Here is a 20,223-nt window from a genome sequence, read left to right as displayed (position 1 = left end):
CCCGTCATGCCTGGTCGGAGCGCGTGCGTGTGTCAGCCACGCAGTGCCGCACAGACAGTTGGGGGGCTCCTCCGGAGGGCGGGGCGGCCTCCGGGGTGCCCCCGTGACGCCCCAGCGGCCGGGGAAGGCGCTCTCAGGCGCTCTTCCCCGGCCGCCGGGGCCGCACCGTGCGACGGCCCGCTCGGACGGGCCGCGCGCCGTGGCTCAGCGCACCACCGCCTCCTCGATGAGCAGCCGGGCCGCCGCCGCGATGCCCGTGGCGTCGATACCGGCCGCGTGCAGCTGCTCGTCGGGCGCGGCGGAGCCCGGCATGGTGCGCACGGCGAGCCGGACCAGACGGGGCACCGGCCGGCCGTCGCCGAACGACTCCGCGACGGCGTCGCCGAGGCCGCCCTCCGGGTGGTGGTCCTCCACCGTCAGCAGGCAGCCGGTCTCGTCGGCCGCCCGGCGCAGGGTCTCGGCGTCGACGGGCTTGACCGAGTACAGGTCGATCACCCGCACCCGGATGCCGTCCTCGGCGAGCCGGTCGGCGGCGGCCAGCGCCTCCGGCACGGTCACCCCGGCCGCGACGACGGTCAGCCGGTCCTCCTCGCTGGAGCGGAGCGTCTTGCTGCCGCCGACCGGGAACTCCTCGCCGGGTCCGTAGATCACCGGGCTCTTCCCGCGGGAGGTGCGCAGATAGCGGATGCCGTCCAGGCCGGCCATGGCGGCGACCAGCCGGGCGGTCTGGTTGGCGTCGCACGGGTAGAGCACCGTCGAGCCGTACACGGCCCGGAACATCGCCAGGTCCTCCAGACCCATCTGCGAGGGCCCGTCCTGCCCGATCGCGACACCGGCGTGGGAGCCGATCAGATTGATCCCGGCGCCGCTGATGGAGGCCATGCGCACGAAGTCGTAGGCGCGGGTGAAGAACGCGGCGAAGGTGGAGGCGAACGGCACCCAGCCGCGCACGGCCATGCCGACGGAAGCGGCGACGAGCTGCTGCTCGGCGATGTAGCACTCGAAGAACCGGTCGGGGTGGGCCTTGGCGAACTCCTCGGTGCGGGTGGAGTCGCCGACCTCCCCGTCCAGGGCGACGACATCGCCGCGGGCGCCGCCGAGGGCGGCGAGGGCCTTGCCGAAGGCGTCCCTGGTCGCGACGTCCTCGCCCACCTCGTACTGCGGGAGCTGGACCACCTCGGTGGTCAGCGAGCGCAGCGCGGCGGCGGCCTGCGGTTCGGACACGCGCACCCGCAGCTCGCGCTGTCCGCCGAGTTCGGCGACGGCCTCCTCCGGGTCGGGCAGCGGCTTGCCGTGCAGGCCCTCGCGGTCCTCCACGGCGGCCACGCCCTTGCCCTTGAGGGTGCGGGCGAGGATCACGGTGGGCTGTCCGGTGGTGGCCAGCGCCTCCCCGTAGGCCCGGTCGATCGCGTCGACGTCGTGGCCGTCGATCTCGATGGTGTGCCAGTCGAACGCCTGGAAGCGGCGGGCGTAGGCGTTCAGGTCGTGGCCGTGCCGGGTGGGGCCGCGCTGGCCGAGCCGGTTGACGTCGACCATGACGATGAGGTTGTCGAGGTTCTCGTGGCCCGCGTGTTCGGCGGCCTCCCACACCGAGCCCTCGGCCATCTCGCTGTCGCCGCACAGCACCCACACCCGGTAGCCGGTGCGGTCCAGCCGCTTCCCGGCCAGCGCGATGCCGACGCCGACCGGCAGACCCTGGCCGAGCGAGCCGGTGGCCGTCTCCACCCAGGGCAGCCTGCGGGGCGTCGGATGGCCCTCCAGCCGGCTGCCGAGCTTGCGGAACGTGACCAGTTCGCCGTCCTCGATCGCACCGGCCGCCTTGTACGCGGCGTACAGCAGCGGGGAGGCGTGTCCCTTGGACAGCACGAAGCGGTCGTTCGCCGGGTGGTCGGGGCGTTCGAAGTCGTACCGCAGATGGTGGGCGAGCAGGACGGCCATCAGGTCGGCCGCGGACATCGAGGACGTGGGGTGCCCGGATCCCGCCGCGGCGGACGCCCGGACGCTGTCCACGCGCAACTGCTGTCCCAGTTCGGCGAGTTCGTCGGTGTTCATAGGTCTCCTCGGTCTTCCTTGTCGGTCTCGTCGCGCCCGGCCGCGCTCAGTCGGACGGGTCCGGACGGTCGGCGGGGTCTGCGGGGGCGCCGGGTTCGGGGGCCGCGGGGCCGGCGCGCTCGGGGGAACCGGGGGCCGGGCGGTCCGGCCCGCTCCCGGCGGCTCCGGCGCCGGACGGCTTCCGCGCGGACTCCGGGCCCCTCCCCCGGGCCGGCGGCCTCGGCGCACGGCCCTCCGGGCGGGGGTCGGAACCGGCCGGCGGCGGCTCGCGGCCCGGGGGCCGCGGCTCGTACGCCGCCGGTGGCGGCGCCTGCTCCGTCGGCGGCCCGGCCGTCGCCCGAGCGGCCGGGGGCGGCGGAGCGCCGGGTACCCGCGCCAGTTCGGGTGAGGCCGTGTCCAGTGGCACGGACCAGGCCCGTACCAGGCCCAGCTGGACGCCCTGGCGCGGCAGGACGGCGTCCAGCAGCCAGTCGGCGGCGACCCGGACGCGGTTCCCGGGCAGCGCTGCCAGGTGGTAGCCACGGGTGACCACGCCCGCCGCCGGCCCGGACAGCGGGATGCCGAACGGGTTGGCGGCGGCCCGGACACCGCCCAGGTCGACGGCGAAGCCCAGATCGTGGTGGCGGTACGCGCGCCGGCGCCGGCCGAGGCCGAGCGAGCCCGCCACGTTCTCGCCGGCCACCCGGCCCTGCCGCCAGGCGTGCTGGGCCGTCATCGGCGTGAACGCGCCCGGCCGCTCCAGATCCGGCACCGCCGCCGCGTCCCCGCAGGCGAACACGTCGGGACGGCCCGGCAGCCGCAGATACGGATCGACGATCAGCCGGCCGCGCTCCAGCGGCTGCCCGACCGCCTCCACCAGCGGATCGGGCCGCACGCCCACGCACCACACCAGGGTCCGGGACGGGACGAACTCCCCGTCGGTGAGGAGCACCCCGTCCCGGGTGGCCTCCTTCACCGAGGTGCCGGTCCGCACCTCGACACCGCGCGCCCGCAGCACGCGTGCGGCCGTACGGGACAGCCGCTCGTCCAGCTCGGGCAGCACCCTCGGCGCCAGGTCGAGCAGGAGCCAGCGGGGGCGCAGGCCGGCCGGCAGCGGCTGCCTGCGGGCCAGCCGGTCGGTGAGCATCTGCAGCTGGGCGGCCACCTCGGTGCCGGTGTAGCCGGCGCCGACCACCACGAAGGTGCACCGGGCGGCGCTGGTCTCCGGGTCGTCGTCGGCGGCCAGCTCCACCTGCCGGGTCACGTGGTCGCGCAGGTACAGCGCCTCGGGCAGCCCCCGGAAGCCGTGCGCGTGCTCGGCGACACCGGGCACGGGCAGCAGCTTGTTGACGCTGCCGACGGCCAGCACGAGGCGCTCGTAGCCGAGGCTGCCGGTGCCGCCCTCGGGGCCCGTGTAGTGGACGGCGCACCGCTCCAGGTCGACAGCGTCCGCCTCGCCGAGCACCAGACGCACCCCGCGCAGCGTGCCGGGCAGCGAGACGGTGACCCGCCGGGCCTCCAGGACACCGGCGGCGACCTGGGGCAGCAGCGGCAGGTACAGGAAGTAGTCGGTGGGGTTCAGCAGGGTGATGTCGGCACGGTCGCGGGTGAGCCGGGCGAGGGTGCGGGCAGCCCGGTACCCCGCGAAACCGGCGCCGACGATCAGGACGCGAGGTCGGCTCACGGTGTGCCTCCGGCGGTATGGCTCCTCCGAGGTGTTCCGCGTAACCGGGCCGGGGGCACCCAAACGCCGGGCGGGTCACTCGTCCGCCGGTCCGGGCACCCGAACGCCGTCCCCGGCCCTGCCGCGGCGGCCGGGGGCAGCGAACGGCTCAGCTCCGGTGGTGCGGGCTGTCCGGGTCGACCGGGGGGTACGGCGGCATCGGCGGGTAGGGCAGGCCGAGGCCGCTCGGCGGGGCGGCCGGCGGGCTGCCGCCGGGCACGCGGTGCAGGGGATGCAGGCGGTGGCCGGAGTGGGCGGCGCTGCGGAGGCAGGCCGCCACCGCGCCCAGCAGCACAGCGGTGATCAGTGCCGCGGCCCAGCCGGGCAGCACGGCTGTCAGGGCCAGGCCGACGGCCAGGGCCACCGCGCCGCCCGCGTACAGGGCGACGGCGCCCGACGCGCCGTACAGCAGGGCGGTGCGGCGCTGCTTGCGGCTCTGTGTGCGCAGCTCGTCGCGTACCGTCTCGCGTGCCACCTGTGCCAGCTCTTCGACGACGTCCTTGTCCAGATGTTCCAGGTGATCCAAGCGGTCCATGGTGTGCGGGTACCCGCAGGACAGGGCAGGTAACGCGGAGCCCCTGCGCACTGCCCGCGCGCCCAACTAGGCTCGTGCGCATGGAGATTCTGGGCGCCTCGCTGCGCATCTGCGTCGACGACCTCGAAGCCGCCGTCCCCTTCTACGAGCGTCTGGCGGGCGGCAGAGCGCTGCGCTTCAGGCGCGGCGGTGTCGAGGTCGCGGCGGTCGGCTCGTTCCTGCTGATGAGCGGCCCGGAGTCGGAGCTGGAGATCCTGCGCAAGGTGGCGGCGACGATCGCCGTCCAGGACGTGGACGAGGCCCACCGGCTGCTGACCGAGCTGGGCGCCCAGGTCGTCGCGGGGCCGTTGGCGACACCGGCCGGCCGCAATCTGCTGGCGGTGCATCCGGACGGGTCGGTCTTCGAGTACGTGGACCAGCGCGGCTGAGCCGCTCAGTCGCGCATCTCGGTGGTCAGGGCCCAGCGTTCGTGGTCGCGCCAGGCTCCGCCGATGTAGATCATGTTCGGCGAGAAGCCTTCGAGGCGGAAGCCGGCGCCCCGGGCGAGGGCGATGGAGGCGGCGTTGCCGGGCTGCACGTTGATCTCCAGGCGGTGCAGGCCGAGCGGCCCGAACGCGTGCCCGATCACCAGCTCCATGCCTTCGCGCATCAGGCCGCGCCCGGCCGCGTGCGCGAAGGCCCCGTATCCGAGGGCGCCGCACCGGAAGCCGCCCCGCACGATGTTGTTGATGTTGATGAAGCCGGCGATGCCCCCGCCGTCCCGCTCGCACACCAGGAAGCCGGCCCGGGCCGGGTCCTCGATCAGCAGGCCGGCGTAGTCGGCGTAGGTCTCGTCACTGTCCGGCGGGAACAGCCACGGCCGGTGCAGTTCCCTGCTCTCCCGGGCCCGTGCGGTGAACTCGGGGCCGTCTTCGAGGGTGAAGGGGCGGATGGCGACGCGCGGGCCGACGGAGAGCCGACGGGACGGAGGGTGCGGCATCCGGCCAGCGTACGACGCCACCGACCGCGGCGTCGCCCGCATATCCACCCACCTCCGCCGTCGCCCGCCGGCTCGGCCGCCACGCCCCCGGCAACCGACCGCCCTCGGCTGCCGGCCCAGCGTCAACGTCCCTCCGCCCACGCCGGCTCGGCCGTCACCACCCCGGCACCCGACCCCCAGCCGTCACCCCACAGAGGGCGCCCCCGGCCGTCGGCACCCGACGCCCTGCCCACCGCGACCGATCCACAGCCACCGGCACCCAGCAGCCGGCCCGGCCACGGCCACCCCACACCTGCCGGCACCGACATCAGCCCCGACCACCAGCCCACAGCCACGTGCCCTCGACCGCTGACCCCTGACCACCAGCCCCCGGCCATCGCCCCAGGGCCACCTACTCCCCTGCCACCAGGCCCAGGACCAGCTGCCCCCCACAGCCACCGGCACCCGACATCAGCCCCGACCACCAGCCCACGGCCACGTGCCCCCGACCGCTGACCCCCTGCCAGCCCCCGCCCGCCGCCCCAGGGCCACCTGCCCCCCTGCCACCAGCCCAGAACCGGCTGCCCCACGACCTCCACCCCAGGACCGCCTGCCCCGCTACCGCCAGTCCAGGGCCGCCTGCCCCACGGCCTCCACCAGGACCGCCTGCCCCCACGCTTGCCGGCCGCGGCCGTCAGCGCAGTGCCGGCTTCTCCAGTGTCAGCGTGCCCGCGTCCGCGTCGAGTTCGGCGGGCACCCCGAAGGGGATCGTCAACGCCCCTTCGCAGTGCCCGAATCCGACGTCCGCCGCGACCGGGACGCCGAGTCCGCCGAGCCGGTCGGCCAGCATCGTCCGCAGCCCGGCCGGGTCACCGCAGCCCTCCCAGGAGCCGAGCAGCACCCCGCGCACGCCCTCCAGCCAGCCGGAGCGCAGGAGCTGGGTGAGGTACCGGTCCAGCCGGTACGCCTCCTCGCCCACGTCCTCCAGGCAGAGCAGTCCGCCGCGCGCCGAGGCGCGGGAGTGCGGGGTGCCGCGTTCCGCTGCGAGCAGGCACAGGCAGCCGCCGAGGGTGACGCCCCGGGCCCGGCCCGGCACGAGCGGCGTACCGCTGGAGGCGATGGTGCGGACCGTCTCGGGCGCGAAGAGGGTGGCCCGCAGATGCTCCTGGGCCCGCGCGTTCTTGATGAAGTCGATGCCGGCCGCCATCGGGCCGTACAGCGTGGCGAGACCGAGCCGGGCGGCGATGGCCTCGTGCAGGACGGTGAGGTCGCTGAACCCGACGAACAGCTTGGGCCCGGCCGCCCGCAGCGCGTCCCAGTCGAGCAGGTCGATCATGCGCTGGACGCCGTACCCGCCGCGGGCGCACAGCACCGCGTCCACGCCGGGGTCGCACCAGGCGCGCTGGAAGTCGGCGGCGCGGTCGGCGTCCGAGCCGGCCAGATAGCCGAACTCCGCGTGCCGGTCCAGGACATGGTCCCCGGCCACCGGGTCGAGATCCCAGCCGCGCAGCACGTCGAGCCCCGCCTGCAACCGCTCCTCGGGCACCGGGCCGCTGGTGGCGACGACGGCCACCCGGGCCCCCGGGGCCAGCCGGTGCGGCCGTACCAGTTCCTTCACGGGATCAGGTCCACCTTCGGTATCGGCGGTGTCGGCTCCAGTCCGAACACCTGGGTGTACAGCGAGAACTCGGCCTCCAGGGCGCGCACCAGCGTCTCGGCCTTCCGGAACCCGTGTCCCTCCCCGGCGAACGTCAGATAGGCGTGCGGCACGCCCCGGCCGGCGATCCGGGCGAGGAAGCGCTCGCACTGCGCGGGCGGGCAGATGACGTCGTCCAGCCCCTGGAGCAGCAGGAACGGCACGGTGAGCCGGTCGGCGTACGCGGTCGGGGAGCGCTCGGCGTACCGGGCGGGCACCTCGGCGAGCGGGCCGATCAGCGACTCGAGGTAGCGGGACTCGAAGTCGTGGGTCTCCCCCGGGCCCCAGGTGGCGAGGTCCAGCACCGGATAGACGATGGTGCCGCAGGCGTAGACGTCGGTCGTGGTCAGGGAGGCGGCGGTGGTCCAGCCGCCGGCGCTGCCGCCCCGGATCGCCAGCCGGGCGGGGTCGGCGGTGCCCTCGTCGGCGAGGGCGCGGGCGACGGCCGCGCAGTCCTCGACGTCGACCACGCCCCACTGCTCGCGCAGCCGCTCGCGGTAGGCCCGGCCGTATCCCGTGGAGCCGCCGTAGTTCACCTCGGCGACGCCGATGCCGCGGGAGGTGAAGTAGGCGATCGCCAGGTCGAGCACGAGCGGGACGCGGCTGGTGGGGCCGCCGTGCGCCCAGATGACGTACGGCGGCAGTTCGCCGTCGGGCGCGGCGCGGCGGGGGTGGTGCGGCGGGTAGACATGGGCGTGCACCTCGCGGCCGTCGGGGCCGCCGAAGGCGCGGATCTGCGGCTCCGGGTAGTACGCCGGGTCGACGGGGTCCCGGTGCCGGGCGCCGATCACCCGGGCGCGGCCGGTGGCGGTGTCCAGCTCGACCACCTCGTGTCCGGTGCGCGGGCTCGCGCCGACCGCGACGACCCGGGCGCCATGGGTGGCGAGGGTGGCGGTGCACTCCGTCCACGGTCCTGCCGCGTCGACTATCTCGCCGGACTCCGGGTCGAGTATGCCGAGCACGGTCGGGCCCCGGCCGTGCACGACCGCCAGCAGACCGCTGTCCAGCGGCGCGAACCAGCGCAGCCCGAGCTGCCACACCGGCCCGCCGAACTCCTCCTCGCGCGGGCACAGCGGGGTGCCGTCCCGGTAGAGGTTCCACCAGCCGCTGCGGTCGCTGCTGTACAGGAGCTGGCCGTCGGCCGACCACTCGGCCTGGGCGACGGCCTCGTCAGGGCCGCCGGCGACGGTCCGCACGCCGGTCAGCACGCCGTCCTCGCCCACGTCGGCGACCAGCAGCTCCGTGCCGTCCCAGGGCATCCGGGGGTGGTCCCAGCCCAGCCAGGCGGCCCGCCGGCCGTCGGGGGACAGCCGGGCGCCGGTGACGAACCGGTGCCGGGACCCGGTCAGCTCCCGGACGGCGGCCCGGTCGCCGGCGGCCGAACCGTCCAGCGGTACGGCGGCGAGCATCCGCCGTACGTCGTCGGGGCCGTCCCCGGTGAACTCCTCCAGCACCGCCCACACTTCTCCGCGGGCGAGGTCCACCCGGGGCTCCGCCCAGCGCAGGCCGCCGCCCAGCGGGGAGACCGGGGTGAGCGGGACGGGCTCGCCGCCGGGCTCGTAGCGGTACAGCCGCTGGTCGGCGAAGTGCACGAAGACGACGAGGAGCCGGCCGTCGTGGTGCACGCCGGCCCAGGGCAGGCCGCCGTACTCGATGACCCGGCTGCGCACGTTCCACGGGGCGGGGAGCACCGACTCCTCGCCGCCGTCGGAGCGCCGTCGCACCAGGGTCCGCCGGCCGCCCTCGGCGGGCCGGGGTTCGGTCCACCAGACCTCGTCCCCGACGAAGCCCACCCACTCCGGCCGTCCGTCGTGCGCGGCGGCGAGCGCCGCGTCGATGGGCGACGGCCACGAGCCGTACGGTGATCTGAGCATCTCGTCCCCCACTGTCTAGGCCGTCCGCAGGAAGCTGTCCAGGACACGGACCCCGAAGTGCAGCGCGGCCACGGGCACGCGCTCGTCCACGCCGTGGAACAGCGCGTGGTAGTCGAGGCCGGGGGGCAGCTTCAGGGGAGAGAAACCGTAGCCGGTGATGCCGAGCCGGGAGAACTGTTTGGCGTCCGTGCCGCCCGCCATGCAGTACGGCACCACATGGGCTCCGGGCGCGAACTCCGTCACGGCGGCCCGCATCTTGGCGAACAGCGGCGTGTCCACCGGTGCCTCCAGGGCCCTCTCCCGGTGCGCGAACTCCCACCGCACATCGGGGCCGGTCAGCTCGTCCAGGGTGGCGGCGAACTCGTCCTCGCCGCCGGGCAGGAAGCGTCCGTCCACGTGGGCGACCGCCTCGCCGGGGATGACGTTGACCTTGTAACCGGCGTCCAGCATGGTCGGGTTGGCGCTGTTGCGGACGGTCGCCTCCACCAGCCGCGCGGCCGGCCCGAGCTTCTCCAGCAGGGTGTCCACGTCGGCGGAGCCGGCCTCGATGCCGTGGAGGGCGGCGAGTTCGTCGAGGGCCGCCCGTACGGTCGGGGTGATCCGCAGCGGCCAGCGGTGCTCGCCGATGCGGGTGACGGCGGCGGCGAGCCGGGTCACGGCGTTCTCCGCGTTCACCCGGGAGCCGTGCCCGGCGCGGCCGCGGGCGGTGAGCTTCAGCCAGCCGGTGCCCCGTTCGCCCGCGGCGATCGGATAGATCTCCCGGCCGGAGCCGTCGTGGAAGGTGAAGGCGCCGGACTCGCTGATGCCCTCCGTGCAGCCCTCGAAGAGTTCGGGGTGCCGGTCGGCGAGGAACCCCGAGCCGTCCTCGGCGCTGGCCTCCTCGTCCGCGGTGAACGCGATGACGAGGTCGCGCCGGGGCCGGACGCCCTGCCGGGCCCAGGACCGGACCACCGCGAGGATCATCGCGTCCATGTTCTTCATGTCGACGGCTCCGCGCCCCCACACCACACCGTCGCGGACCTCGCCGGAGAACGGGTGGACGCTCCAGTCGGCGGCCTCGGCCGGCACCACGTCGAGGTGACCGTGGACCAGCAGCGCGTCGGCGGAGGGGTCGGTGCCCGCGATCCGGGCCACCACGTTGGTGCGTCCCGGGACGCGCTCCAGCAGCAGGGGTTCGAGGCCCGCCCCGGCCAGTCGCCCGGCCACGTATTCGGCGGCCGGCCGCTCCCGGCAGTCACCGCCGCCCCGGTTGGTGGTGTCGATGCGGATCAGCCCGGAGGTGAACTCCACCACCTCGTCGAGGGCCAGCCGGTCAGCCATACTGCTCCTCCACGGCGGCGGAGACGATCGTGGTGACCGCCTTGAACGTCCTGATCCCCTCGTACATGGTCGCGCTGGTGTAGGCGACCTTGCGCTCGCCGGTCCGCGCCACCCCGGGGACGACGGTGGCGGACTGCGCCAGGTGCTCCGCGTCGAACTCGACGGCGACCGTGAACGGCCCGGCCTCCACCGGCTCGTGACGGACCGCCAGCGGTGCGGCCTGCTCGGCCGCCGCGCGGATGTCGGCCGCCGTACGGGCCGGGGTCCGGCACACGGCGGCGTACCGCGACACATGGTCCTTGACGGCGACCTTCAGTGCCTCGGGGGCGTAGCCGAGGGCGTCCTCGCAGGCCACGTCGTCGCCGGTGACGAGGACGACGGGGACGCCGTACTCGGCGACGACATGCGCGTTGAGCAGGCCCTCGCTGGCGCGCACGTCGTTCAGCCACACCCCGGTGATCTGGTTGGCGAGGTAGGTGTGGGCGAGGACGCCCTCCATGCCGGCACCCGCGTGGTAGCCGACGAACGCGATGCCGTCGACGTCACCGTGCTGGACGCCCTCCACCATGGACAGCGCCTTGTGCCGGCCGGTGAGCATCTCCACCCGCTCGTCGAGCCGTTCGAGGAGCAGATTGCGCATGGACCAGTGGGCCTCGTTGACGAGCACCTCGTCGGCGCCGCCGTCGAAGAAGCCCTCCGCGGCGGCGTTCACGTCCGAGGTGAACATCGACCGGCACCGCTCCCACTGCGGTGTCCCCGGCAGCACATCGCCCGGCCAGGTGACACCCGTGGCACCCTCCATGTCGGCACTGATGAGGATCTTCATGGTGCCTCACGTTACGCGCCGACGGGGGAACTTCCTACGAGGTGGAAGGAGGTCGCCCGCACTCCCGCCGCCCGCCCCCGCGGTCCCCTCCCCCTACCCCCGCCCGTGCGGTGCGGCCGTCGGCCCCGGCGCCGCGGCGGGGGCGGTGAAGAGTGCGCGGACGGCCGCGCGGACCTGGTCGGCGACCACCTCGGGGGTGGAGGTGTCGAGTTTGCCGTCGAGGTGCAGGAACGCCAGGCCGTGGACGAGGGCCCACACCGTGGTGGACAGGGCGTCCGGGTCGGCGCCGGGGAAGGCGCCGCGGACGGCGGCGCGGACGTATTCCGAGATGGCGGTGGTCGCGGCGACCCGTTCCTCGCTGGTCGGATCGCAGGGCTCCGCGAACATCACCCGGAACAGCGCCGGGCGATCCAGAGCGAAGCGGACGTAGGCGACGGCGACGGCCGCCAGCTCGTCGGGGGTGGCGGGCGAGGGGTGCGCCGCGGCCAGGTGTTCGGCGAGTTCGCGGTAGCCCTGCGCGGCGACCGCGGAGACGAGCGCGTCCCGGTCCGCGTAGTGGCGATAGGGCGCCGTCGCCGAGACGCCGGCCCGCCGTGCCACGGCCCGCAGGGACAGCCCGGCGCTGCCGTCCTCCTCCAGCAGCTCGCGCGCGGCGCGCAGGCAGGCGGCGCGCAGATCGCCGTGGTGGTACGTGCCGCTCGCCTGCGACATAGGTCACGCTCCCTCATGTTTACGTCGCTTACATCGCTGCCCTAATGTGAACGCTGCATACATTCTAGGCGACCGAGATCGAGAGGGGAAACCCGGATGACCAGCGAGCTGTTCTCGCCCTTGTCCCTGCGCTCCGGGCAGGTACTGGACAACCGGATCGCGAAGGCGGCCATGGAGGAGAACATGGCCGGCGACGGCCAGCTCCCGGACCAGGAGCTGTTCGGGCTGTACCGGCGCTGGGCGGCCGGCGGCACCGGACTGCTCATCACCGGCAACGTGATGGTCCACGCCGAGGCGCTGACCGGGCCCGCCGGCGTGGTGCTCGACGAGGCGGCACCGCTGGAGCCGTTCATCGAGTGGGCGGCGGCCGGCAAGGCCGGTGGCGGGGCGATCTGGATGCAGATCAACCACCCCGGCCGCCAGATCGGATCCGACATGCCCGGCGTCGTGTGGGGGCCCTCCGCGGTCGCCGTCGACCTGGGCAGGCACAGCGGCCGCTTCGGGAAGCCCGTCGCCATGAGCCCCGAGCAGATCCAGGCCACCGTCGCCCGGTACGCCGTCACCGCACGGCGTGCCGAACAGGCGGGCTTCGACGGTGTGGAGGTCCACGCCGCGCACGGATACCTGCTGTCGCAGTTCCTGTCCCCCCTGGTCAACAAGCGCACCGACCAGTGGGGCGGTTCGCTGGAGAACCGGGCCCGGATGCTGCTGGACGTCGTCCGCGCCGTGCGCGCCGCCGTCTCCCCGTCCTTCGCGGTCGCGGTGAAGCTCAACTCCGCCGACTTCCAGCGCGGCGGCTTCGACGCCGACGACGCTCGCCAGGTGATCGAGATGCTCGCACCGCTCGGCGTCGACCTGGTCGAACTGTCCGGTGGCAGCTACGAGAGCCCGGCGATGTCGGGCCGCGCGGCCGACGCACGCACCCAGGCCCGCGAGGCGTACTTCCTCGACCTGGCGAAGGACCTGGTCACCGCCAGCCCGCTGCCGCTGATGCTCACGGGCGGCATCACCCGGCGCGGCACCGCAGAGCGGGTCCTCGACAGTGGCGTGGCGATCGTCGGGATGGGCACGGCCCTCGCCGTCACCCCGGACCTGCCCGAGCGCTGGCGCCAGGGCCGCGAGGCCGACGCGAGCCTGCGGCCGGTCACCTGGTCCGACAAGGCCCTCGCCTCGGCGGCCGGCATGGCCCAGGTCCGCCACCAGATGCGGCGCATCGCCCGCGGCAGCCGCCCCACGCCCCGCACCCACCCTGCGCTCGCCCTCCTCTCCGAGCGGCGCAGGCAGCGACGGGCCCTGCGCCGCTACCGCGCCTGGCTGTCCGCGTCGCAGGGCGCCGCGTAGGCGTGCGAGGGGAAGGGCCCCAGGCGCTCGTCGCTCGCCGCGACCCGCCTGGGGCCCTTCCGCTCGGTCGCCTGCGCGGCGCCCGCCACAGGGGACCCCGTCCTTCCGGGGTCCCCTGGTGTGCCGAGGCGGCGTCTCAGCGGACGCCGGCCGCCTTGAGCACCTTGAGCGCGCCGGTCAGCAGCGCGGCCCAGGTCTCGGGCGAGACGCCGGCCGGCGGGGTGAACCCCTGGACGCGCTGGTGGGCGACGGTCTGGGGCTCGGTGTACTTGAGGATGCCCTCGGCGCCGCGCCGACGGCCCAGTCCCGAGTCGCCCATGCCGCCCATCGGCGCGTCGACGCTTCCCCACGCGGCGGCGAAGGCCTCGTTCGCATTGACGGTGCCGGCGTGCACACGGGCGGCGACGGCCCGGCCCCGGGCCCCGTCGCCGGACCAGACATGACCGTGACCTGCAATGTGAGCACCGTCAACAATCTGCGGTCGCGGCCCGCGGAACGGCGAAGCCGGGCCCGGCCCACGCCACGGGGGCGTCGGCGGACCCGGCCTGTGCGGCCCTGTGCGCGAGGGAAGACCGCCGAGCGGCGGACGGGCGACGGCGGTCAGGACCGGCGGCCGCCCCGCCCGGGGACCGCCGGAGCGCGGTCAGGCCCGCGCGAGGACGAACCAGTGGGCGGGCAGTTCGATGCGGGTGCCGTCCGCGAGGTACTCGGTCTGCGGCAGGGCCGTCTCGCCCTCGGCGAGGACGGTGAGGCCGGCCTCGGCGAGCAGGCGCGGTATCTCCTCGTCGGCGGCGTCGGCGGGCTTGAGCCCGTGCTGGAAGACACGCTGGAGCTTGGGGCCCGGGCCGCCCGGCTCGGACGCCGCCCGCTCGAGGACGTCCCGGGAGGCGGAGGTGAGTTCGACCACGAAGGCGCGGCCTTCGGTGCCGATCAGCTCGGCGACGGCGGCGGCCACCACGGGGCGCGCGGCCGGTTCGCTCTGGTGGATGACGGCCCGCATGTAGACGTGGCTGTCGCCGAGCCGCTGGTGCAGGCCGCGCACGGCGTCGGTGTCGGTCAGGTCGAGCTGCTGGAACTCGACATCGCCGCCGCTGCCGGCGCGGCGGGCGTGCTCGACGGCCGCGTGCGAGAGGTCGACGCCCACGGCACGGGCGAACCGGGTGGCCAGGTAGCGGGTCTGGGTGCCGTTGCCGCAGCCGAGGTCGAGGATGGTGCGGTCCGGATCAGCGTGCGGCAGGAGCAGTTCGCTGTGCGGCGCCGCGCTCAGCGAGGCGTCGGCGTCCCATATCGCCTCCCCCCGGGCGTCGGAGGTCTCCCGCCAGTAACTCTCCCAGGAATGACGGTACTTGTCCGAGACGTTCATACGATCTCCCCACGGTTCGGTTCCGTGATCGGGATATCGCGGGGACCGGGAGCGGGGCAAGAGCCGGGAGGCCACCTTCACGAGATGTGGATGATCTGTTCGAACCAGACGGTCTTGCGGTGCCCGCTGGCGCTGGCACCCCACTCCTTGGCCAGCCGGCTGACCACGCGCAGGCCACGGCCCGATTCCTCGTAGGGGCCGGCGGCGAGCATGGCGGGCAGGGCGGGTTCGTGGTCGGTGACCTCGAACAGCAGCGCGTCGGTGCGGACCACCCGCAGTCCGATCCCGTCGCCGGCCGCGTGCCGTACGGCATTGGTGACGACCTCGCTGACCAGCAGCTCGGCCGTCTCCACGGTCTGCGGCAGACCCCAGTCGAGGAGCCGTGCGCGGACCAGGCGGCGGGCCCTGGCCACCTCGCGCGGGTCGGCGTCGAGCCGCCATTCGGCGACATGGTCGTCGGGGATGCCGTTGAGGCGGGCCATCAGCAGGGCGACGTCGTCCTTGCGTCCGCCGCGGGGGTTCAGCGCGCGGATGATGGTGTCGCAGGCGTCGTCCATCGAGGCGGCGGGGTGCGCGGCGGACTCGCAGAGCGCGGCCAGGCCCTCGCCGATGTCGGTGCCGCGCACCTCCACCAGGCCGTCGGTGCACAGCACCAGCCGGTCCCCGGGCGCGACCTTGACCCGGACGGCCTCGAAGGGGACACCGCCGACGCCCACGGGTGCGCCGGTGGGCAGGTCGAGGAGTTCGCTGCTGCCGTCCTCGGCGCGGACCAGCACGGGCGGGATGTGCCCGGCGTTGGCGAGGGTCAGCTCGCCGCGGATCGGGTCGTAGACCGCGTACAGACAGGTGGCGAGGTAGGTGTCGCCGAGCCTGCGGGCCAGGTCGTCCAGGTTGCGCAGCAGCTGGGCCGGCGGAGTCTCCATGGTGGCCATGGTCTGTACGGCCGTACGCAACTGGCCCATCATCGCGGCCGAGTTGAGACCGTGGCCCATGACGTCGCCGACCACGAGGGCGGTGCGGGAGCCGGGCAGCTTGATGGTGTCGAACCAGTCGCCGCCGATCCGGCCGAGCCGGGTGCCGGGCAGATAGCGGGTGGCGATGTCGCAGCCCGCCATCCGCGGCGCCACCTGCGGCAGCATGCTGTCCTGGAGGGTGTCGGCGACGTTCTCCTGGTAGGTGTACATGCGCGCGTTGTCGAGCACGAGGCCCGCGCGGGCGGCGAGTTCGGCGCCGGTGGTGCGGTCGATGTCGTCGAACTGCGCGCGGTCGGGGCGGCGCATCAGCACCATGAAGCCGAGGACGACGTTGCGCGCCTTGAGCGGGACGATCAGCAGGGACCGGCCGCCGATGAGCGGCCGCAGGTCGCGCTTCTCGAACTCGCCGGAGATGCGCTCGGACAGCTCTGCGGTGACCTGCGGCACGAGGACCGGCTCACCGGTGACCATGCACTGGTAGAACGGGGTGTGCTCGGGGAAGGCGAAGGCCTCGCCGACGGGCACGGTGTCGTCCCAGCGGCCCGGTTCGTCGTTGTGCTCGACCCAGACGCGGAACATCACGGTGCTGGTGTCCGGCGGGCCGTCCGGGAAGCCCTCGCCGGCCAGCACGGCGGCGCGCAGATGGGTGCCGGCGAAGTCGGCGAAGCGGGGCACGGCGGCGCTGGTGACCTCGCGGATGGTCTCGCCGAGGTCGAGGGAGGAGCCGATGCCGGAGCTGACCTCGTTGAGGAACTCCAGCCGCTCGCGTACGGCGGCGTACTCCAGATCGAGTTCGGCGCCGGCCGGGACCACGGCCGCGGCGACCCGCTCCTGCGGTACGACGGCCTGGGCGCGGGTGCGGCCCGGCCGCCGGGGCACGCCCCAGTACGGCGTGACGGGCACCCGGTCGAACTGGCTGAACTCCAGGACCGGATAACCGAGTTCGAGGATCTGCGAGACGATCCGGGCGCTGAGCCCCGGGCCCATGCTGGGCAGGATGTCGGGCAGGCGCCGCTCGAGTTCCACGGAGGCGGGCAGTTCGGTGTGGCGGGCGAAGCCGGGCGCGATGCGCTCGGCGGTCTCGTCGTCGTAGCCGCGCTCGTCCCGCAGCCGGGTGGCGTCGGCGGCGAGCACGAGCAGCCGGGAGGGGCCGGGGCCGACCAGCGGGTAGGCCCACCACAGCACGTCGAGCCGCTCGCCGCCGGCGTCCTGCCGGGGCGGGGCGAGCCGGGCGCGGCCCGCCGTGGCGTAGCCGGTGTGCCCGCCGAGCGAGGACTCCAGGTCGGGTCCCGGTCCGTCGTACGCCGCGTAGGCGTGCGGCGTCGCCGTGTCCGGCATGTCGTGCGGCTGCTCCGGCAGGGCGCCGGAGACCGGCAGCAGGTCCGCCGCCGGGTGCCCGACGGCGTCCTGCCTGTCCACGCCGAACAGGCGCCGCGCACCACTGCTCCAGTGGGACACCAGCCCGGCCCGGTCGACGACGACCACGGCCAGGGGAATCCGGCCCGCTCCGGTGTCGCCGACGCCGCGCCCGGGAGAGGTGTCCCGCTCGCTGCCACGGTCCATGACCCAGGCCCTTTCTCCCCACGGCTGTCCGCAAACGATCTGTGCCGCCCGCCACTACGGTAAGGCGGCGGCCGGTCGCGATGTGTGGCAATCCGGGAATTGACAGCACCGGAAAGCACCGGCGCGCGGCCGGGCGCGCGGCGCGCGCCCCGTCAGTCCTCGTGCCCCAGCTGGAGATCGCGTTCGGTGCGGCCACCGCCCGCGACCTGCAGGACCGTGGCGACCGGCGGGTAACCCGCGGCGATGACGGTGTACTCGCCGGACGAGAGGTCGACGAACCGGAACGATCCGTCGGCTCCGGTGGTGAGGGTGTCGACGACGTTGCCCGCCGCGTCGAGCAGGGTCACCCGGGCGTCCTCCACGGGACGTCCGCCGCTGGCCCGCACGATGCCCTTGAGCACCGCGCCGCCCGCGAGTTCGATGTCCTGCCGGGTCTCCCGGGATGCCTGCACGGTGACCGGGAGCGCGGCGGGCCGGAAGGCCGGGGCGCTGGCGGCGAGGGTGTACTCGCCCGCGACCAGCTCGGTGATGACGTAGCCGCCCTCGCGCCCGCTGCGGGTGGCCGAGACGACCTCGCCGTGCACATTGGTGAGGGTGACGGTGGCGTCCCGGACGGGGCTGCCGTCGGCGGTGAGGACGGCGCCGGCGAGGCGTCCGGCGCCGCCGAGGACCACGTCGAGTTCGACGGGCCGTTCGCCGACGGTGACGGAGACGGCCTGCGGCTGGTGTCCGCCGGCGGCGGCGATCAGGACGTAGGAGCCGACGCCGGGCGTGCTGAGCGCGTACCGGCCGTCGTCGCCGCTGGCGCCCCGGCCGATCTGCTGCCCGGAGACGTCGATGAGGGTGAGTGCCGCGCGGGGCACCACGGTTCCGTCGGGGTGCTGCACCGTGCCGCAGACGGGGATCCCGGCGGTGTACGGGGAGCGGGGCGGCAGGGGGGTCCCCGCGGCCGGGGGCTGGGGGCGGGCCTGCGGGATCGAGGCGTTCACGGTCTCGGGCTCCGTTTCGGCGGTGTGGTGGGACACCAGTGGTTTCTCCTTGAGGAAGAACGCGATGAGCAGACCGAGCACGAGCACCGGGACGAGGTAGAGGAAGATCCGGGGCATCGCGTCGGCGTAGGCGCGGATGTAGGCGTCGCGCAGTGCCGGGGGCAGCGTGTGGACGAGCTGCGGGGTGATCGAGTCGGGGTCCGGCAGTGCGGCGCCCGCGCGCGGGGGCAGTTCGCGGCGCAGGGAGTCGGTGAGCCGGTCGGCGAAGAGGGTGCCGAAGATCGCGGCGCCGACGCTGCCGCCGATCTGCCGGAAGTAGTTGTTGGCGCTGGTGGCGCTGCCGAGGTCGGCGGGGCGCACGGAGTTCTGCACGGCGAGGACGAGGACGGGCATCACCAGGCCGATGCCGGCGCCGAGGACGGCCATCCAGATGCTGTACTGCAGCCGGGAGGTGTCGACCTCCAGCCGGGACAGCAGCCACATGCCGAGGGCCGAGAGGGCGCCGCCGAGCACGGGGAAGATCTTGTAGCGGCCGGTGCGGCTGATGAGCTGCCCGCCGATGATCGACGCGCCGACGATCCCGGCCATCATGGGCAGCATCAGCAGCCCGGACTCGGTGGCGCTGGCCCCGTCGACCATCTGCAGGAAGGTCGGCAGATAGCTGGCGGCGCCGAACAGGGCGACGCCGATCACCAGGCCCACCAGACCGCTGATGTTGAAGACGGAGTCGCGGAACAGCCGGAGCGGGATGAGGGGTTCGGCGGCGAAGCGCTCGGCGACGAGGAAGAGGACGGTGGCGGCGAGGGCGCCGGCGCCGAGGCCGAGGATCTGCCGCGAGCCCCAGGCGTACTCGGTGCCGCCCCAGCTGGTGAGCAGCACCAGGCAGGTGGAGGCGGCGGCGAGCAGCAGCGCGCCGAGGAGGTCGAGCCTGGCCCGCACCCGCTGCCGGGGCAGCTTGAGGACGACGGTGACGACGGCCAGGGTGACCAGGCCGAAGGGGACGTTGATGTAGAAGCACCAGCGCCAGGAGAGGTGGTCGGTGAAGTAGCCGCCGAGCAGCGGCCCCGCGACGGAGGCGAGGCCGAAGGCGGCGCCGATCAGGCCCATGTACCGGCCGCGTTCCCGGGGCGGCACGATGTCGGCGATGATCGCCTGTACGCCGATCATGAGTCCGCCCGCGCCGACGCCCTGGACGGCCCTGAAGGCGATCAGCTGGTCCATGCTCCCGGCCCGCCCGGCGAGGGCGGAGCCGACGACGAAGACGGCGATGGCGAACTGGAAGACGCCCTTGCGGCCGACGAGGTCGCCGAGCTTGCCGTACAGGGGCAGGCCGATGGTGGAGGTCAGCAGATAGGCGGTGATGGCCCAGGACATCTTGTCCAGGCCGTGCAGTTCGCCGACCACCTTCGGCAGGGCGGTGGCGACGATCATCTGGTCGAGGGCGGCCAGCAGCAGCGCCAGCATCAGGCCGAAGAACACCAGCCGGATCCGGCGGGGGCCGAGTTCGGCGGCCGGCGCGGAGGGCGGGGGTGCGACGGCCTTCTCCTCGTCCGCCGCCGGAGCCGCGATCGGCTCGTGCTGCACCAGAGTCGTCCCGCCCACGTACCGCTCCCCTCGCCACACCTGTCACATTTCCCGCGTAAGGCGACAACTGCGAGCAACTGCGGCGAGTTACGGCACCGCCCGGTACGGGGCGGAGATCCACTCGAACCGGTGAAGGGGGCAACACCCCTTCGCCGTCGGGTTCTTGAGGCTACTTCTCGACCTCGGCGGCGAGGTTGGCGAGCAGCGCGTCGTAGATCCGGCCGAGCCCCTTGGGCGCGAAGGTCCTCTCGAAGAAGCCGCCGATGCCGCCGGCGCCCTGCCAGGTGGTGGTGACGACCACGCGGGAGCTGCCCTCGCCGGCGGGGGTGACGCGCCAGGTGGTGACCATGGAGGAGTTGCGGTCCTTCTCGACCAGCTCGCCGTCGGTGGGCTCGCTGACCTCCAGGAGGCAGTCGCGCACGCGCTTGCTGGTGGCCTGGAGCTTCCAGTGGACGAGGGTGCCCTCGCCGTCGCCGCCCTCGCGCACCTCGTACTCGCTGAACGGTTCGGGCAGCAGCTTGCGCCGCGCGTCGCGGTAGTCGGCGAGGGTGTCGAACACCTTCTCCGCGTCCGCTGCGACGACCCGCTCGGTAGTGGCCTCGACCTGCGCCATTGCGTCCCTCCAGGACCTGGTTTCTCGGGGTGGGGGCAAGCCAACCACCCCGGCGCCCGGCCGCCCAAATCGGGGTCCGCACGATCATGGGAACACATGTTCTATTCTGGGCCCAGCGCTAC

Annotated in this window: 15 protein-coding genes and 1 pseudogene; 2 read left to right on the top strand and 14 right to left on the bottom strand. The window is 74.3% G+C overall.

The features are described 5' to 3' along the window. Positions 1-204 precede the first annotated feature (204 nt). The 3 genes from ACF073_RS07870 to ACF073_RS07860 form a co-directional block, all read right to left on the bottom strand. On the bottom strand, positions 205-2,052 hold the full coding sequence (locus ACF073_RS07870; RefSeq protein ID WP_392067562.1) for a transketolase: 1,848 nt from the start codon (positions 2,050-2,052) through the stop codon (positions 205-207). Between the two features lie 46 nt (positions 2,053-2,098). Further along, on the bottom strand, positions 2,099-3,715 hold the full coding sequence (locus ACF073_RS07865) for an NAD(P)/FAD-dependent oxidoreductase (protein ID WP_392067561.1): 1,617 nt from the start codon (positions 3,713-3,715) through the stop codon (positions 2,099-2,101). 148 nt (positions 3,716-3,863) lie between these two features. Further along, on the bottom strand, positions 3,864-4,289 hold the full coding sequence (locus ACF073_RS07860) for a phage holin family protein (RefSeq protein ID WP_392067560.1): 426 nt from the start codon (positions 4,287-4,289) through the stop codon (positions 3,864-3,866). 80 nt (positions 4,290-4,369) lie between these two features. On the opposite strand from ACF073_RS07860, the gene ACF073_RS07855 reads away from it, so the two are divergent. Then, positions 4,370-4,717 (top strand): VOC family protein, encoded by a 348-nt coding sequence (locus tag ACF073_RS07855; protein ID WP_392067559.1) that lies wholly within the window; start codon positions 4,370-4,372, stop codon positions 4,715-4,717. Between the two features lie 5 nt (positions 4,718-4,722). Here the strand turns inward: ACF073_RS07855 and ACF073_RS07850 are convergent, their stop codons facing one another. From ACF073_RS07850 to ACF073_RS07825, 6 genes are all read right to left on the bottom strand, one after another. After that, the gene (locus tag ACF073_RS07850; protein ID WP_392067557.1) at positions 4,723-5,268 is read right to left on the bottom strand and encodes a GNAT family N-acetyltransferase; all 546 of its coding nucleotides are present in this window, start codon (positions 5,266-5,268) and stop codon (positions 4,723-4,725) included. A gap of 673 nt (positions 5,269-5,941) precedes the next feature. Next, positions 5,942-6,865, bottom strand: a complete 924-nt coding sequence (locus ACF073_RS07845) for an LD-carboxypeptidase (protein WP_392067556.1) — start codon at positions 6,863-6,865, stop codon at positions 5,942-5,944. Then, the gene (locus ACF073_RS07840; RefSeq protein ID WP_392067555.1) at positions 6,862-8,817 is read right to left on the bottom strand and encodes a prolyl oligopeptidase family serine peptidase; all 1,956 of its coding nucleotides are present in this window, start codon (positions 8,815-8,817) and stop codon (positions 6,862-6,864) included. Before ACF073_RS07840 ends, ACF073_RS07845 begins: the two co-directional genes overlap by 4 nt. A gap of 15 nt (positions 8,818-8,832) precedes the next feature. Then, positions 8,833-10,137 carry a M20/M25/M40 family metallo-hydrolase gene (locus tag ACF073_RS07835; protein ID WP_392067554.1) on the bottom strand — a complete coding sequence of 435 codons (1,305 nt, stop codon included), beginning with the start codon at positions 10,135-10,137 and terminating at the stop codon, positions 8,833-8,835. Then, on the bottom strand, positions 10,130-10,963 hold the full coding sequence (locus tag ACF073_RS07830) for a M55 family metallopeptidase (protein WP_392067553.1): 834 nt from the start codon (positions 10,961-10,963) through the stop codon (positions 10,130-10,132). Before ACF073_RS07830 ends, ACF073_RS07835 begins: the two co-directional genes overlap by 8 nt. 93 nt (positions 10,964-11,056) lie before the next feature. Further along, on the bottom strand, positions 11,057-11,674 hold the full coding sequence (locus ACF073_RS07825) for a TetR/AcrR family transcriptional regulator (protein WP_392067552.1): 618 nt from the start codon (positions 11,672-11,674) through the stop codon (positions 11,057-11,059). Between the two features lie 96 nt (positions 11,675-11,770). Between ACF073_RS07825 and ACF073_RS07820 the strand changes: the two genes are divergently transcribed. Beyond that, positions 11,771-13,015: an NADH:flavin oxidoreductase/NADH oxidase family protein gene (locus ACF073_RS07820; protein ID WP_392067550.1), complete on the top strand. Its 1,245-nt coding sequence runs from the start codon at positions 11,771-11,773 to the stop codon at positions 13,013-13,015. A gap of 136 nt (positions 13,016-13,151) precedes the next feature. Here ACF073_RS07820 and ACF073_RS07815 read toward each other — a convergent pair. From ACF073_RS07815 to ACF073_RS07795, 5 genes and pseudogenes are all read right to left on the bottom strand, one after another. Further along, positions 13,152-13,463 (bottom strand): annotated as a pseudogene (locus ACF073_RS07815) (aldehyde dehydrogenase family protein); the annotation flags it as partial. A gap of 195 nt (positions 13,464-13,658) precedes the next feature. Next, entirely contained in the window at positions 13,659-14,378 is a 720-nt protein-coding gene (locus ACF073_RS07810) for a class I SAM-dependent methyltransferase (protein ID WP_392067549.1), read from the bottom strand. Positions 14,379-14,455: 77 nt separating this feature from the next. Continuing rightward, positions 14,456-16,915 carry a SpoIIE family protein phosphatase gene (locus ACF073_RS07805; RefSeq protein WP_392067548.1) on the bottom strand — a complete coding sequence of 820 codons (2,460 nt, stop codon included), beginning with the start codon at positions 16,913-16,915 and terminating at the stop codon, positions 14,456-14,458. 152 nt (positions 16,916-17,067) lie between these two features. Further along, on the bottom strand, positions 17,068-19,506 hold the full coding sequence (locus tag ACF073_RS07800) for an MFS transporter (RefSeq protein WP_392067547.1): 2,439 nt from the start codon (positions 19,504-19,506) through the stop codon (positions 17,068-17,070). A 151-nt stretch (positions 19,507-19,657) separates the two neighbouring features. Next, positions 19,658-20,101, bottom strand: coding sequence for an SRPBCC family protein (locus ACF073_RS07795; RefSeq protein ID WP_392067545.1), 444 nt, complete (start codon positions 20,099-20,101; stop codon positions 19,658-19,660). Between the last annotated feature and the right edge of the window lie 122 nt (positions 20,102-20,223).

The sequence above is a fragment of the Streptomyces sp. NPDC015171 genome, assembly GCF_043079545.1.
In the GTDB taxonomy this organism is placed as follows: domain Bacteria; phylum Actinomycetota; class Actinomycetes; order Streptomycetales; family Streptomycetaceae; genus Streptomyces.
The sequence above is the reverse complement of the archived record's forward strand: the minus strand, read 5'-3'. Positions and strand labels throughout refer to the sequence as shown.